Annotated in this window: 13 protein-coding genes; 12 read left to right on the top strand and 1 reads right to left on the bottom strand. The window is 58.3% G+C overall.

Annotation, left to right across the window (positions count from 1 at the left end; all coding sequences use genetic code 11):
• Positions 1-6: 6 nt before the first annotated feature.
• On the bottom strand, positions 7-186 hold the full coding sequence (rpmB, locus tag FEAC_RS14520) for a 50S ribosomal protein L28 (protein WP_269078249.1): 180 nt from the start codon (positions 184-186) through the stop codon (positions 7-9).
• Between the two features lie 82 nt (positions 187-268).
• On the opposite strand from rpmB, the gene FEAC_RS03845 reads away from it, so the two are divergent.
• The 12 genes from FEAC_RS03845 (at position 269) to smc (ending at position 13,493) form a co-directional block, all read left to right on the top strand.
• On the top strand, positions 269-1,897 hold the full coding sequence (locus FEAC_RS03845; protein ID WP_035388759.1) for a DAK2 domain-containing protein: 1,629 nt from the start codon (positions 269-271) through the stop codon (positions 1,895-1,897).
• Positions 1,898-2,082: 185 nt separating this feature from the next.
• Positions 2,083-4,245: an ATP-dependent DNA helicase RecG gene (recG, locus tag FEAC_RS03840; RefSeq protein WP_035388820.1), complete on the top strand. Its 2,163-nt coding sequence runs from the start codon at positions 2,083-2,085 to the stop codon at positions 4,243-4,245.
• A 427-nt stretch (positions 4,246-4,672) separates the two neighbouring features.
• Positions 4,673-5,200, top strand: coding sequence for an RsmD family RNA methyltransferase (locus FEAC_RS03835; RefSeq protein ID WP_052565486.1), 528 nt, complete (start codon positions 4,673-4,675; stop codon positions 5,198-5,200).
• A gap of 150 nt (positions 5,201-5,350) precedes the next feature.
• Entirely contained in the window at positions 5,351-5,833 is a 483-nt protein-coding gene (coaD, locus tag FEAC_RS03830) for a pantetheine-phosphate adenylyltransferase (RefSeq protein ID WP_035388758.1), read from the top strand.
• Positions 5,830-6,399, top strand: a complete 570-nt coding sequence (locus tag FEAC_RS03825; protein ID WP_052565484.1) for an ATP synthase subunit B family protein — start codon at positions 5,830-5,832, stop codon at positions 6,397-6,399. The genes coaD and FEAC_RS03825 overlap by 4 nt, the downstream gene beginning before the upstream one ends.
• A complete protein-coding gene (locus FEAC_RS03820; protein ID WP_052565483.1) occupies positions 6,392-6,883 on the top strand; it encodes a YceD family protein in 492 nt (163 codons plus the stop codon). The genes FEAC_RS03825 and FEAC_RS03820 overlap by 8 nt, the downstream gene beginning before the upstream one ends.
• Before the next feature lie 180 nt (positions 6,884-7,063).
• Positions 7,064-7,246: a 50S ribosomal protein L32 gene (rpmF, locus tag FEAC_RS14515; protein WP_081900976.1), complete on the top strand. Its 183-nt coding sequence runs from the start codon at positions 7,064-7,066 to the stop codon at positions 7,244-7,246.
• 4 nt (positions 7,247-7,250) lie between these two features.
• Positions 7,251-8,234, top strand: coding sequence for a phosphate acyltransferase PlsX (plsX, locus tag FEAC_RS03810; protein ID WP_052565481.1), 984 nt, complete (start codon positions 7,251-7,253; stop codon positions 8,232-8,234).
• Positions 8,227-8,505: an acyl carrier protein gene (locus tag FEAC_RS03805; RefSeq protein WP_035388756.1), complete on the top strand. Its 279-nt coding sequence runs from the start codon at positions 8,227-8,229 to the stop codon at positions 8,503-8,505. Before plsX ends, FEAC_RS03805 begins: the two co-directional genes overlap by 8 nt.
• Before the next feature lie 2 nt (positions 8,506-8,507).
• Positions 8,508-9,278 carry a ribonuclease III gene (gene rnc, locus FEAC_RS03800; RefSeq protein ID WP_052565479.1) on the top strand — a complete coding sequence of 257 codons (771 nt, stop codon included), beginning with the start codon at positions 8,508-8,510 and terminating at the stop codon, positions 9,276-9,278.
• Positions 9,226-10,110 (top strand): bifunctional DNA-formamidopyrimidine glycosylase/DNA-(apurinic or apyrimidinic site) lyase, encoded by an 885-nt coding sequence (mutM, locus tag FEAC_RS03795; protein WP_081900975.1) that lies wholly within the window; start codon positions 9,226-9,228, stop codon positions 10,108-10,110. The genes rnc and mutM overlap by 53 nt, the downstream gene beginning before the upstream one ends.
• A complete protein-coding gene (smc, locus tag FEAC_RS03790) occupies positions 10,107-13,493 on the top strand; it encodes a chromosome segregation protein SMC (RefSeq protein WP_035388752.1) in 3,387 nt (1,128 codons plus the stop codon). Before mutM ends, smc begins: the two co-directional genes overlap by 4 nt.
• Positions 13,494-13,501 lie beyond the last annotated feature (8 nt).

Here is a 13,501-nt window from a genome sequence, read left to right as displayed (position 1 = left end):
GTGAGGTTAAGGCTTTACCAGTCTGTTGGTTCGTATGCATGAGGTGCATACGTTCCTACGACGCGAGGTTCCATTCTCGAGAACACGAATCCTCTGAATGTTTGGGTTGAAACGACGCTTGTTACGTCGGTGAGAGTGCGAGAGACTCATCCCGAAGCCAGGCTTCTTGCCACAAATTTCGCACACGCTTGCCACGCTGGGGCTCCCTTCGGAAACGGTTTTGAACAACTGGACTCATTAGTCGACCCTCTAGGCTATCATGCCCTGAGTGGATTCAGGGCAGTTTCGTCGTTCCAATGACGTCGCGAGAGGTTTGCGTGCAGCGCGTGCCGGACTAGAGCGACACTGTGCAGCGATCGATAGGCTGAATGTGTTCCCGGTGCCCGATGGGGACACTGGGCACAATATGCTTGCGACGTTGACTGCCGGGGTGGTAGCGCTCGATCAACTCGATGATCTTGATAGCCCAGACTGGCACCGGACAATAGCCAAGGCAACGCTGTTAGGTGCCAGAGGTAACTCAGGTGTGATCCTTTCGCAGATCTTGCAGGCGGTGCTACAGGCACTTACCAGTGATGTCGCGTTAGAAGATGCCTGGCATCAGGCTCTTGCTGAGGGGTCACGAGCTGCAACTAGTGCAGTACTGAGCCCAAAACAAGGCACTATCTTGAGTGTGATCGCAGCCGGTGCTGTGGCTGAGGTTGGAACCATTCGCGAGAGTCTCGCCGCCATGCGGCGAGCGCTACTAGCTACTCCAGAACAGTTAGAGGTGTTGGCACGTGCCGGTGTCGTTGACTCTGGCGGTGCTGGTCTGATCGTGGTTCTCGAGTCGCTTGCGGAGGCTCTTGGCGTAGAGGTTGACGATGCTGGCTTATACCCATGGCTCGACCACGCCGGAGATATTACAGATGCGGTCTTGCCCGATCTCTCTACCGTTGAGCTTGAGAGTGCTGGTGAGTCGGAGATGCGTTTCGAAGTGATGTTCTCGCTCGAGTCCGGCGAACAGCAGATCGAGGCCATGAAGACGGTTTGGTCAGGGATTGGGGATTCGATAGTTGTGGTCGGGGCGGAGGGGGTCTACCGCTGCCACATCCATACCAATGAGATTGGGCCCTCGATCGAGGCGGGGATTCAGGCCGGAAGGGTCTCAGACATCAACGTCACTGATCTCATACATCAGATCGATGAACTGTCTTGGGTCAGTGACGGACTCAGCCTGCCAGCCACGGCCGTGCATGACCAACAGACAGCTGTTGTGGCTGTAGCTGCAGGTGCTGGGGTGGCGCGACTCTTCAAGTCCTTCGGGGTGCAATCGGTGGTCGTTGGGGGACAGGGTAAGAACCCCTCCATCAAGGAGTTGCTAGATGCGGTGGAGTCGGCCAACTCGAGTTCGGTTCTCCTGCTCCCGAACAACTCCAATATCCAGGCAGCTGCGCAATCGGTGGTGTCGCTCGTCGACAAACAAGTCGAGATCATTCCTACGCTTAACGTGCTCGAAGGCTTCTCTGCCCTCATGGCCTTTGATCCGGAGTCGGATAGAGCGACGAACCTCGCCAGGATGACCGAGGCTGCCAGACGGGTCGCCTGGGGTGAGGTCACTACTGCGGTTCGCGCTGGCACATATGAGCACGGGAGTTTCAGGGTTGGCTCCTACATCGGTTTGAGTGCCGATGGTATTCGTGCTGCCGATGACGATCTTGAGACGGTGGTGTTAGCCTTGTTGGCGTCGCTGGTGCATCAGGGGTCAGAGATCGTAACCCTGCTAGTGGGTGAGGGGGTAGATGCCCATCTAGCGAGCACCATAAGTCGTAGCGTCGAGGAGAGTTACCCTCAACTGACGGTAGAGGTGCTTCATGGCGATCAGCCCCTCTATCCGTTTCTAGTCGGCGTTGAGTGATGGTCAGATCATGGCGATAACCGGCTCGATCCGATAGGTGCAGATGAATAGCCGGCGACTCAGGTTGTTTCGATCGTGAGTACACAGCATTTTCCCGGGTGTGCTTGAGTCTTTGCGATCTGTGTGAGTGGCCACTAGCCTGGGGTTAACAACGGGCCACAAGACGAGTGGAGGTGCACATCGCTGTGGCGACAGCAGTCAGGCTAGACGAGTTGACGCGGCTCAGCGTCGAGGAGTTATCAGGCATCGGCCCAGCTCGTGCCAGAGCTCTCAATGCGCTCGGGGTAGAGACGATCTACGACCTCGTAACCTACTTTCCACGACGCTATATAGATCGTTCCAGGCAGGTCTCTATCGGTGAGGCGGTGCCAGGAGAGCAGGTTCTACTGGTCGGCCGTGTAGTCGATGCTCGTCGTATACCAACGCGCGGAGGTCGAGTCATTGTCGAGGCGCAGCTTGTAGATGCCTCCGGCAAGATCACGCTTACGTTCTTCGGGCAACCCTATCGCGCCAAACAGTTGGCATCGATCGCCGGTGAGGTCGCGGTCTTTGGTCGGGTGGAGCTCTTTCGACGTCGTCGGCAGATGACCAATCCGCTGGTAGACCCTATTGGTGACAAGACAGGTGCCATCGTGCCGTTGTACTCGCTTCGTGAGGCGGCAGGGTTAAACTCCTCCGACATCGCCAGAGCGGTTGCGCAGGTGTTCTCGACCTACTCCGATTTCGTGGACGTGTTGCCTCCTTCGCTGAGGGATCATCTTGGCATGTACGACGTCTATCAAGCCCTTTGGCAGCTGCATTTCCCATCCAACGAACAGGCTCGCCAGATCGCCCGCAGGCGAGTTGCGTTTGACGAGCTCTTTTTACTGCAGGTAAAGCTCGCCCAGCTGCGTGCGGAACGCGAGGCGTTGGCGGTGGCAACCGTCCATGACACCCATCCTTTCGGTGCTGGCGAGGCTCGCCTTGTCGAGGATTTCCTCTCCCGCCTACCATTTGCACCGACGACCGGTCAGCTGACGGCGGTTGGCGAGATAGCCGCGGATATGGCCTCGGAGAAGGCTATGCATCGTCTGCTCCAAGGAGACGTCGGTTCAGGTAAGACTCTGGTCTCGGTGCTGGCGATGCTCTTCGCGGTACAAAGCGGCCATCAGGCGGTGCTAGTCGCCCCGACAGAGGTCCTTGCTGATCAACACTTCCGATCTATCAGCGCCCTACTCGCAGAGACGAAGACACCAGATAGTTCGACTGGCCGCCTCTTTGAGGGGCTTCCTCGTCCAGTGACCATCGATATTCTTACTGGCTCAACACCTGCAGCTCGCAGACGCAAGTTGCTCGCCGAGCTCGCCGATGGGTATCTAGATATTGTCGTTGGGACTCACGCTCTTTTCAACGATGAGCTCTCCTTCGCCTCCTTAGGGCTGGTGGTAGTCGATGAGCAGCACCGTTTTGGAGTTGAGCAGCGTTCGGCGTTGACCGATCGTGTGACACTCCAGCAGGGGAGTTCTCCGGACACCTTGGTGATGACGGCGACACCGATCCCTCGAACCGCTGCGATGACCGTCTACGGTGACCTCGATGTCTCGGTGATTGAGGGACTTCCTCCCGGACGTCGTTCGATCGAGACCCGTTGGGCGCGGACTCCGGCAGAGGCGACGGCAGCCTTCGAGCTGCTTCGCCAGCAGGTAGGCCAGGGGCGCCAGGGGTACGTCGTCTGCCCGGTTGTGGAGGAGAGTACCAAACTCCAGGTGAGGGCAGTGACCGATGAGTACGAACGACTCAACAACGCCGAACTCGCCGGGCTTCGATTGGGCTTGGTGCACGGCAGGATGAACTCCAAAGCCAAAGAGGAGGTGATGGCCGCCTTTCGATCACGTGAGATCGACGTACTGGTAGCCACCACCGTGATAGAGGTTGGAGTGGACGTGGCCAACGCCACCGTGATGATCATCGAGGACGCCGATCGCTTCGGGATTGCCCAGCTTCACCAGCTACGTGGCCGGGTCGGCCGTGGAGCAGAGCAGTCGTACTGCTATCTTCTCTCAGAGGCCGAGACTGCTGTCGCTGAGGCACGACTTGGTGCCCTGGTGGCGACGGAGGATGGATTTGCCTTGGCCGAGGTAGATCTCGAGCTACGGGGTGAAGGCACTGTGTTGGGTGGCCGCCAGGCGGGGCGTACCGACCTGAAGGTGGCGTCTTTGAGTCGTGATCGAGAGCTGGTTCTTGAGGCACGTCAACACGCACGAGCGATTATAGCTCTAGATAGGTCGCTCGCGAAGCACCCTAGGCTTCGAGCGATGATACTGGCTCTCTTCGGTGAGGATGAGGCCGACTTCCTGCTACGAAGCTGAGAGAACCTCGAACCCGGTTCTGCTAGCCTTCAAGCGTCCAAACCGCTAGGTTGGGTCTATATCTCCTACACCTGCTCGTTGGCGATGAGGTGCAGTTTTGGATCGGAAGGTAGGAACTTAGGCCGTGGTTCACGATGGAGGGCAATGCTGTCGGGGTCCGCTCTATGCCAGCGCTACGAGAGGTGAGGCAGGGCATAGGTTGTTGCCCAGCCTCTTCCTCTGCCCCGTTCCTCGTCGACACCCAGATAGCGATAATCACTGCGGGCGCGCCTATGAGGCTGGTGGGATATACGAGTCTGGTGAGATCTATGAATGAGTCTTGGCGCTGCGATAGATCTTGCTGGAGTTCGCGTTGGTGGGAGAGTAGTTTCAATCTATGGAGTCCAGCGCTATTGGCGAATCCGCCACGACGAGGCGGTAGCGCGGAGTGATAAGAATTGTCGCCGGTACCCTCGGAGGGCGCAAGCTCGGAGTCCGTATTCCAGCTGGAGTCCGGCCCACGACGGAACGTCTGCGGGAGGCGCTCTTTTCTATCCTGGCGAGCAGGGTATCGCCCGAGACGATGTCGTGGCTCGATCTCTTTGGGGGCTCAGGAGCGATTGGCTTTGAGGCTCTCTCTCGTGGTGTACCGCGTGTGGTCTACAACGACCACAACCTCGCCCTCGTCAACCAGGTGCGTAAGGAGGCGGTTGCTCTTGGGGTGGATGCGAGGATGACGTGCTACGCACTCGATGCGCTCCAGTGTCTCGAGCGGCTTCGCGATGACGCGTTCGGGATCATCTTCCTCGATCCTCCCTATGGTTACCTGGGTTTCGAGGAGCTGGGGAGCCGGCTGCCACCTGCTCGGTTCGTAGTGGTAGAGTCTACTAGCGAGGTGACGCTAGGTCCACGTTGGGAGGCGAAGTGGTGGCGTCGTTATGGAGACACCCGTCTAGGGCTTTTCGAGCAGGTGTAGCTGGAGGAGTTCCAGTCCAGATGGTGTCCAGTTTGTATGGTGTCAGGGCGTATCGGGTAAGCAGCTACGAGCAGTCACAGATGGACGGTCGCATATGGATGATCATGAATGGACGATCATGAATAGAAAAGACGGGGTGGTTAACTTCTGATGAGACGTGCTCTCTTTCCCGGATCCTTTGATCCCTTCCACAATGGTCACCTCGAGGTGGTCGAGCGTGCCAGTAAACTCTTTGATGAGGTGGTGGTGGCTGCGATGCGTAACCCTCAAAAGGCTGGTCCTCTCTTCTCGCTCGAGGAGCGGATGGATCTTGTCCGGCTTGCAGTTGATGGCATGCAGAACGTGAGCGTGGTCGCGCTCGCCTCGTTGGTGGTTGATCTCGCCCGAGAGGTCGAGGCCAACGTTATCGTGCGTGGTCTTAGGGCGGTATCCGATTTTGAGATCGAACTACAGATGGCACAGATGAATCGGGAGCTCTCGGGCATCGACACCCTCTTTGTCCCGACATCGTCGGAGTACTCCTACCTCTCATCCAAGCTCATTCGGGAGGTAGCAGCCTACGGCGGCAACGTCTCATCGCTAGTGCCAAAGGCGGTGGATGTGGCACTCCGAGAGCGGGGCCGACCGTCGTGACTGGTGCGCAGGGTAACGAGCCGATCGTCGAGCTGCTCGAGGAGTTGCGCACGATCGTGGCCGACGCCAAGGGAGTGCCGCTTTCAGCCTCGGTACTGGTCCCTCGTGACCAGACACTCGCGCTGATAGAGCGTTGTCTAGCCGCCTCTCCTAAAGAGGTTGCCGAGGCTCGCGAGGTGCTATTGGAACGGACTCAGGTGCTAGAACGCACGCGAGCCGAGGCTGATCAGCTGCTCGCTGAGGCTCATCGACAGATGGAGGAGATGGTCACAGAGAGCGAGATCGTTCGAGCAGCTCACGCCGGTGCCAGTCGAATTCGCAGCCAAGCCAACGAACAGGCGAGTCAACTAAAGCGCCAGACTGAGGATTACATCGATCGACGGTTGGCCAACTTCGAGATCATCCTCTCGGATCTACTCGATCAGACGCGGCGTGGACGCCAACGGCTCGCTGAGAGCTCTGAGCCAAGACCAGTAGCTCCCGAGCACCCGGATGATTTTTTTCAGTCGCAACAGGGTGCACCAACACCCCCTCGCCGCGACGGTGGTGATGCCGCTGATGCGTGATTTCGAGCTCTCGATCTCGAACCTACTCACAGGGAGCGACCGCTTAAGTGAGTTCGTTCTGGAGGGCAGGCTGGCGAACCTGTTTGTAACCTCCTCTAGGGTCCCAGACGATGCTCTAATCCATGCCCAAGGACGGGTCGAGGCTGTTGGGGAGGGAATGCTCGTCAGCTTGGAGGTTCGCACAAGCTTCGTTGGCGAGTGCGTTCGGTGTCTAGGCGAGGTTACTGGCGTGCTTCTCGGCAGTTCGCGTGAACTCTTCGTAGACGGCGATGATACCGAAGAGTACTATGGCTACCGTGGTGAGGTACTTGATCTCACAGCTGCAGTCTCAGATCTGTGTATATTGCTACTGCCACCGGTGCCTCTGTGTCGAGATGACTGTAAAGGGCTCTGCCAATACTGTGGTGCCGACCTCAACGATGGCCCCTGTGGTTGTGAGGGTGACACCGGTGATCCGAGATGGGCGGTCCTCGATCAGCTCTAGTCGACCCGCAGTCGTTCCTGGTGGCTCTAGACGTGGCTCGACTATTGTCAGACTGGCGCAGGTGGACTCGGTTCTTTGCGCAAGCGATTAGAGTTACTTGGTCAATTTGAATTCTTGACGACCCAACCGAGGCCATAGGTGCGCGTTGGGTACTGTGTTTTGATAGAGGAGTGAGTAGTCATGGCGGTTCCTAAGCGATCTACGTCGAAGGCAAAGACGAGGAGTCGAAGAGCTTCCTCTTGGAAGTTGATGGCGCCAGCCTCAAGCCTTTGCCCTACCTGCTCGAGTCCCAAGCGTCCTCACTACGTCTGCCCAAGCTGCGGCTACTACAAGGGTCGCCAGGCGCTAGAGGTGGAAGCGTAACAACGTGAACCCAGTTGCCGTCGACCTCATGGGAGGTGATAGCGGCCCAGCGGTGATCGTCGAAGGCGTCCTCGCCGCGCTCGAGGATATGGGTGGAGAGATCGTCGTTGTAGGCAACGAGGAGGCTGTCCGTCCGCTAGTTGGAGATAGTCGGGTCCGTATCGTGCATGCGAGTGAGGAGATCCTCATGAGCGACGATCCTGCTAGTGCTCCGCGTCGTAAGCGTGATGCCTCCATGGTCGTAGGGGCAACCCTGCTCAAAGCTCAAGAGGTGAGTGCCTTCATAACCTTTGGTAACTCTGGGGCGGCAATGGCGACAGCGTTGGTCAAGGTGGGCCGAATCCGTGGGGTGGCTCGCCCAGCTATCACTATCGAGCTGCCGGTTCCAGGCACGACATCAACGGTTCTGCTCGATGCGGGAGCTAACACCGAGGTGATTCCCCAATGGTTACACCAGTTCGCGGTGATGGGCTCGGTCTACTGTTCAGCGCGACTTGGGATCGATCTTCCACGAGTTGGTCTGCTCTCCATCGGAGAGGAGGCCGGTAAGGGTAACGCTTTGGTCAAGGAGACCTATCCGCTCCTAGCCGAAGAACCCTCAATCAATTTCCTAGGTAACGTCGAGGGTCGAGACATCATGAGTGATCGTGTTGATGTTGTCGTCACCGATGGGTTTACAGGCAATGTGGTCCTCAAATCGCTTGAGGGGGCTGCGCATCTGTTCGCACACGCGGTTCTTGCCGCTCTCTCAGAGGGTGATGATGGAGTCCTAGATGCAGCGCTACCCAAGCTGTTGCCGTTGTGGAATCAGATGACACCCGACGATACCGGTGCCGCCGCGCTACTCGGCGTGAACGGGTTATTCTTGATCGGGCACGGTGCTTCGAATGCCCGAGCTGTCTCAAGTGCAGTTCGCAATGCGCGTCAGCTCGCTGAGGCTGGTGTTGTCCAGACGATTAGACGACTAGAGGGGAGTGCAGGTGAGTAACCCGCCATCACGAGAACAAATTTTTCAGGTTATCCGACATCAGTTGGCGGAGATCCTCGAGATCAGCGAGGATCGGATCCATGAGGGCTCATCGTTTGTTGATGATCTCGATGCCGATTCCTTGGCTCTGATTGAGTTGGTCGAGGCGATCGAGGGTGAGTTCTCTAAAGATGAGCACCAATTTCGTATAGAGGACGATGACCTAGAGGACCTTCGCACGATGCGCGATGCAGTCGACTACGTCGCCTCGGTACTCGGGGTCAGCCAGTAACGTTGGCCAGCCGGCACGACTCGGATCCTGAACCAGGGATTCTTGCGCTCCTGCCCTCTGGCTTTGTCGATCACGCTCTCTTCGCTCAGGCGATGACACACCGTTCTGGGACAGACGAGCCACTGGCCTCAAACGAGCGCCTAGAACTCCTTGGCGATGCAGTCGTTGAGCTAGTTGTTACCGATCGATTGTTCCACCAATTTCCAGGTGCCACAGAGGGTAGACTCACGAAGCTGCGTGCAGCACTGGTGAGTCGCGCTGTGCTTGCAGAACGTGCCAGTGCTCTTGGTCTAGGGCAACTCTTGATCGTCGGTCAGGCAGATGCCAGGAGCGCGAACGCACTATCGAACGCACTTGAGGCTCTGATCGGTGCGGTCTATGAGGTTCATGGACTCGATGGCGCACGCTGGTTTGTCGAACACCTCCTCGATCCGTTGTTGGCAGAGCTGACCGACGATCTCATCCTTGGGGATTTCAAATCACACCTACACGAGGTGTTGGCTCATCTTCGACGAGGTGCGCCTAGCTACGATGTCAGCTGGACTGGCCCAGACCACGCGCGGGTTTTTCAGGTTCGTCTTCGCGTAGAAGGGCTGCCTGTCGTTGAGGGTGTCGGTCACTCCCGAAAAGAGGCTGAGCAGGCTGCCAGCCGGGAGGCGCTTCGTGAACTCGCTGCTCTAGCCGATGAGCTCGCTCCAGAGTTTGGGGTTGCTTTAGCCGATGAGGGTCACGGCTTTGCAGACGGGTCTGGGTCACGGCCAACTCGTGCCTGAACTGCCAGAGGTAGAGACGATTCGACGGCAACTCGAGGCCAAGATCGTCGGTGATAGCGTTGAGTCTGTGGCGCTTCTCGGCTCTCGCGTGATCCGCCGTGGTAGCACCGATGGACTGCAAAGCTGGATTCCCCAACAGGTAGTTGGCGTTGACAGGGTTGGGAAGTTTCTGGCCATCCGGATGCTGAATGGTTCGGCACTGGTGATGCATCTCGGAATGTCTGGGCATCTGCGGCTCTCGACTGGAGAGAGGCGAGCGATGCATACGCAGTGCTCGTTGACGCTTGCTAGTGGGCAGGTACTCGATTTCGTAGATCCACGAACCTTTGGGGAGCTGATCTATGTCGCTGCATGGTCTCTCGATCCCCCTCACGCCGATGTACTATCTCACATAGGAGTCGATCTGCTCATGGACGCCGCTACGGTGTTAGACCGGGTTGGTGCCCGTTTTGGCCAAGCGCGACGTTCGGTGAAGGCCTTTATCATGGATCAGAGGATGATGGCTGGGTTGGGGAATATGTACGCAGATGAGGCGCTCTACCGAGCGGGTATCCATCCTGAGGAGCCTTGTGCCAGGCTCGGCAACGAGGGTCTACGATCGCTGGTTGCGGGCATACATCGGGTACTCGACGAGGCGATAGCTTTTGGTGGTTCGACATTCGAAGACCGCGGATATCGAAATCTCGAGGGCGAGGGTGGTTACTACCCCTACCTTTTGGTCTACAGACGCCAGCTTCGACGCTGTTTGCTCTGCTACTCAGTGATTGAGCGAGTACGGTATCAAGGTCGGTATTCGCATTTTTGTCCGCAGTGCCAGCGGAGGTTGTCATGAAGCTACAGCGCCTGAAGATGATGGGTTTTAAGTCCTTCGCCGACTCAGTGACGATCGAGTTTAACGCCGGTATTACGGCGATCGTCGGACCCAACGGCTCTGGCAAATCAAACGTGGTCGACGCCTTGGCCTGGGTGCTCGGCGCCCAGAGTCCTAGACTCATGCGACTCGCAAAGATGGAGGAGCTGATCTACGCTGGTGGCGATGGTCGCCAGCCCTTGGGTCGTGCTGAGGTGACGATAGAGTTCGACAATGCCGACCAGCAGGTGGCTCTTCCGATGGCAGAGATTGCGATGAGTCGGGCCATGACTCGAAATGGTGATGCCCTCTATCGACTGAACGGGGCTCAATGTCGGCTGGTTGACCTAGTCGATACGCTGAGCGAGGCGAATCTCGGCAAGACCCAGCACGTCATTATTTCGCAAGGAGAGATAGAGTCGCTCGCAAACGCCAAGGGTGATGAGATTCGAGGTGTGCTCGAGGATGCCGCCCAGGTGTCTGTGCTCCGGCGACGGCTGAACCAGGCTGAGCGCCATGTCGAGAGCGTGACTCAGAGTTTGGGTGAGGTGGCTGTCAAGGAGCGAGAGCTACGGCGACGAATCAAGCCGTTGAGAGCGCAGGTGTCGCTCTATGAGCAGCGCGCAGAGCTCACCCGAAGGCGAGATGCGGTCGCGCTGTGGGTACTCCGGCGACGGCTAGAGGGATACGGAGAGCAGGCACAACAGGCCGCCGAGACCTTGCGAGTCATCACCGCGCGACTAGGCGAACTCCAGGAGCATCAAGAGGTGGTTGAGCGGCGCTCATCAACGCTGGAGCCGTTGCTTGTTCGGCTTCGATCAGCGCGGCAAGAGATCGCAGATCTTCGTGGGGAGGTATTGGCTGCGATGACGCCTCTCAATGAGCTTGAGGCGAATATCGCTAGAACCGACGCCGAACTAGCCATGGTCACCGAAGAGCTTGACCGAGTGAACGGGTCGCGGCGCGATGTGAGTGCGCGCATCGATGAACTCGAACGAGAGGGCGAGGAGCTTGCCGTCCAGAGGGCTGAGTTAAGCGCCGAGCGTCGTCGCTTCGATGAGAGAGCACCAGTGCGACCAGTTGAGCTCGAGACGTTGGTGGCCGAGTTGAGGGGGCAGCGATCACATCTGCTTGCTGAGCAACGTCGTCAACGTATGGAGCGTGAACGCCGTGATAGTGAGGAGCAGTCCCGACAACAACGTAGGCTGCGGGCCGAGACTCGCAACGCCGAGGTCAAGGACGAACTCGTAGTGCGCGAGCGAGAGCTCGCCGAGGTTGAGGCCCAGCGTGGTGAGCTGGTGGTGGCGCTTGAGCAACAGCGGCTCGAACTCGAGAGTGTGCAGGTGGAGGTGGCCGATTATGCCGGTCGAGAGCGCGAGCTGCAGGGGCAGCTACGCGTGCTCGGTAGCCAGGTGAACTCTCTTGCCAAGCTCGCTGGTGCAGACGCAGCAACCTCCCTCGGCCAGACGCTCATGCCGCGTGCAGGGCTTGCTCAGGCGGTTGCCGCCGTTCTAGGAGAGTTGAGCGAGGCTCACGTATATGACAGCGTCGACGAGCTTCTCGCCGCACTCGATGCCGAGCCTGTGGAGTCGTTCGTTGGTTATGTCCCATCTAAAGAGGGGAGCGGTGACGCATCGGCGTTCTTCGAGGAGGCACCACAGTGGTTGAGCACCCATTTTGAAGGGGTTCGCCTAGTCGATAGCGTCCTTGACTCTCTTCGTCAAGGTGACAGCTCCGGTACCTTGGTCGATCGGAGTGGGACCGTGTTTCGTGCGGGGCTATTGCGAGTGGGTGCCTCGCAGCGAGCGGTTGCCCAGCTTCAACTCGCGACTCATCAAAGAGAGTTGGCGGAGCTAACTCGTGAGCACGATGAGATCGCCAAACGCCTCGCCGAGCTGCGCCCGAAGGCGTCAAGCTCGCGTGAGACACTCAACGCGGCTGAGGGGGAGCTCAAGGCTCTGACGCGTCGTGGCGAGCAGATTGCTAGCCGTGTAGCGAGCTTGCACTCGGAGTCAGGGACGCTCGCGGTTGAGTTGGAGTTTTTGCAGACACCTGTCGAAGACGCCGAAGAGATGGCGAGCTCTGTTGATACCGAGATCACCGCTATCGACCGTCAGTTAGAGGAGGTGACCGCTCAACTCGATGAGCGCCGTCTTCTGACACAGGAGTACGAGCGCGAGCGTGGTGAGTTAGAGCGTAGCGACGTCAGCATCAGGTTGAAGGCGGCCGATCTTGCGGCACAACTCAAGGCTGCGAGTGATCGACTGGCAGAGCTCGATGCACGAGCGGATGTCTTGGGACAACGTGCGACGAGTGGCGACCACCATCATGTCATTGGACTGGCTGAGGTGCGTGGCTTGCTAGCTCGTCTGCGTTCATTAGCCGAGCAGTTGAGCCAACAGGCGAATCTGCTGTTGCCGCTAGAGGATCGAGTTGTCAAGGCGCGCGCAGAGGAGGAGAAGGAAAGGGAACTAGCCGAGCAGCGACGAGTGGCGAGAGCGCTCGAACTAGAGACCTTGGCCAGTCAGCGCTTGGATGCCGCCACCGAGGAGAGTCGGCTGCGGAGCCGTCTTCTCACCGAGGAGGAGGCGGCTGTGCGTGCAACCGGACTGCCGATCGCCCATATTCGCCAAGCGGTGTTGCCCGATGTCATCGCTCCTACCGCCGCTGAGCCGTTGTTGGCAGAGCTTGAGGATCAGATCGTCCAGGTAGGTCAGGTGAACCCGTTGGCGGCACTAGAGCTCGGAGAGCTCGAGGAGGAGCTCGAACGCTTTCGTGTCGAGACCGCTGACGTGCGTGAGGCACACCAACAGGCAGAGAAGGCGTTCGTGCTGATCGAGAGTGAGATGGCATCTCGTATCAACGAGATGGTTGCCCAGGTTACAGTCGAGTTCGATCGACTGATGGAGCGTCTCTTCCGAGGAGGGACTGGTGCCATCATCTTTGACGATCCGACGGCACCGCTCACGAGTTCCATCAGTCTCGATATCAAGATTCCAGCCAAGAAGGTGCGACGACTCGGCCTCCTCTCAGGTGGAGAACGCTCACTGGTCTCGCTCGCCTTCCTCTTCGCGGTGCTTAAGGTTCGTCCTGTACCGTTCGTGGTACTCGATGAGGTTGAGGCCGCGCTCGACGATAAGAATCTATCCGCTTTTGCCTCCCTCATCGAGGACGTCAGTCAAGACTGCCAGGTGATCGTGGTAACCCACCAACGCAGGACGATGGAGGTTGCTCACTCGCTAGTGGGGATATCTATGTCGCCTAGAGGATTCTCTAACGTGGTTCGCCACGTACTCACCGATGCACCCCAAGACTACATAAGTGGTGAGGTGCCAGTCGACGGCGTGGATGACAGGTCAGCGTGACTGTGCTG

The sequence above is a fragment of the Ferrimicrobium acidiphilum DSM 19497 genome (genome assembly GCF_000949255.1).
GTDB classification, from domain to species: domain Bacteria; phylum Actinomycetota; class Acidimicrobiia; order Acidimicrobiales; family Acidimicrobiaceae; genus Ferrimicrobium; species Ferrimicrobium acidiphilum.
Note: the sequence above shows the minus strand (reverse complement) of the source record. Positions and strands in the feature narration are given on the sequence as shown.

What these genes read in the sequence shown, in the direction of transcription:
- coaD (WP_035388758.1), top strand. Translation starts at nt 5,351, where the DNA reads ATGAGACGTGCTCTCTTTCCCGGATCCTTTGATCCCTTCCACAATGGT.
- FEAC_RS03820 (WP_052565483.1), top strand. Translation starts at nt 6,392, where the DNA reads ATGCGTGATTTCGAGCTCTCGATCTCGAACCTACTCACAGGGAGCGAC.
- rpmF (WP_081900976.1), top strand. Translation starts at nt 7,064, where the DNA reads ATGGCGGTTCCTAAGCGATCTACGTCGAAGGCAAAGACGAGGAGTCGA.
- mutM (WP_081900975.1), top strand. Translation starts at nt 9,226, where the DNA reads ATGAGGGTCACGGCTTTGCAGACGGGTCTGGGTCACGGCCAACTCGTG.
- smc (WP_035388752.1), top strand. Translation starts at nt 10,107, where the DNA reads ATGAAGCTACAGCGCCTGAAGATGATGGGTTTTAAGTCCTTCGCCGAC.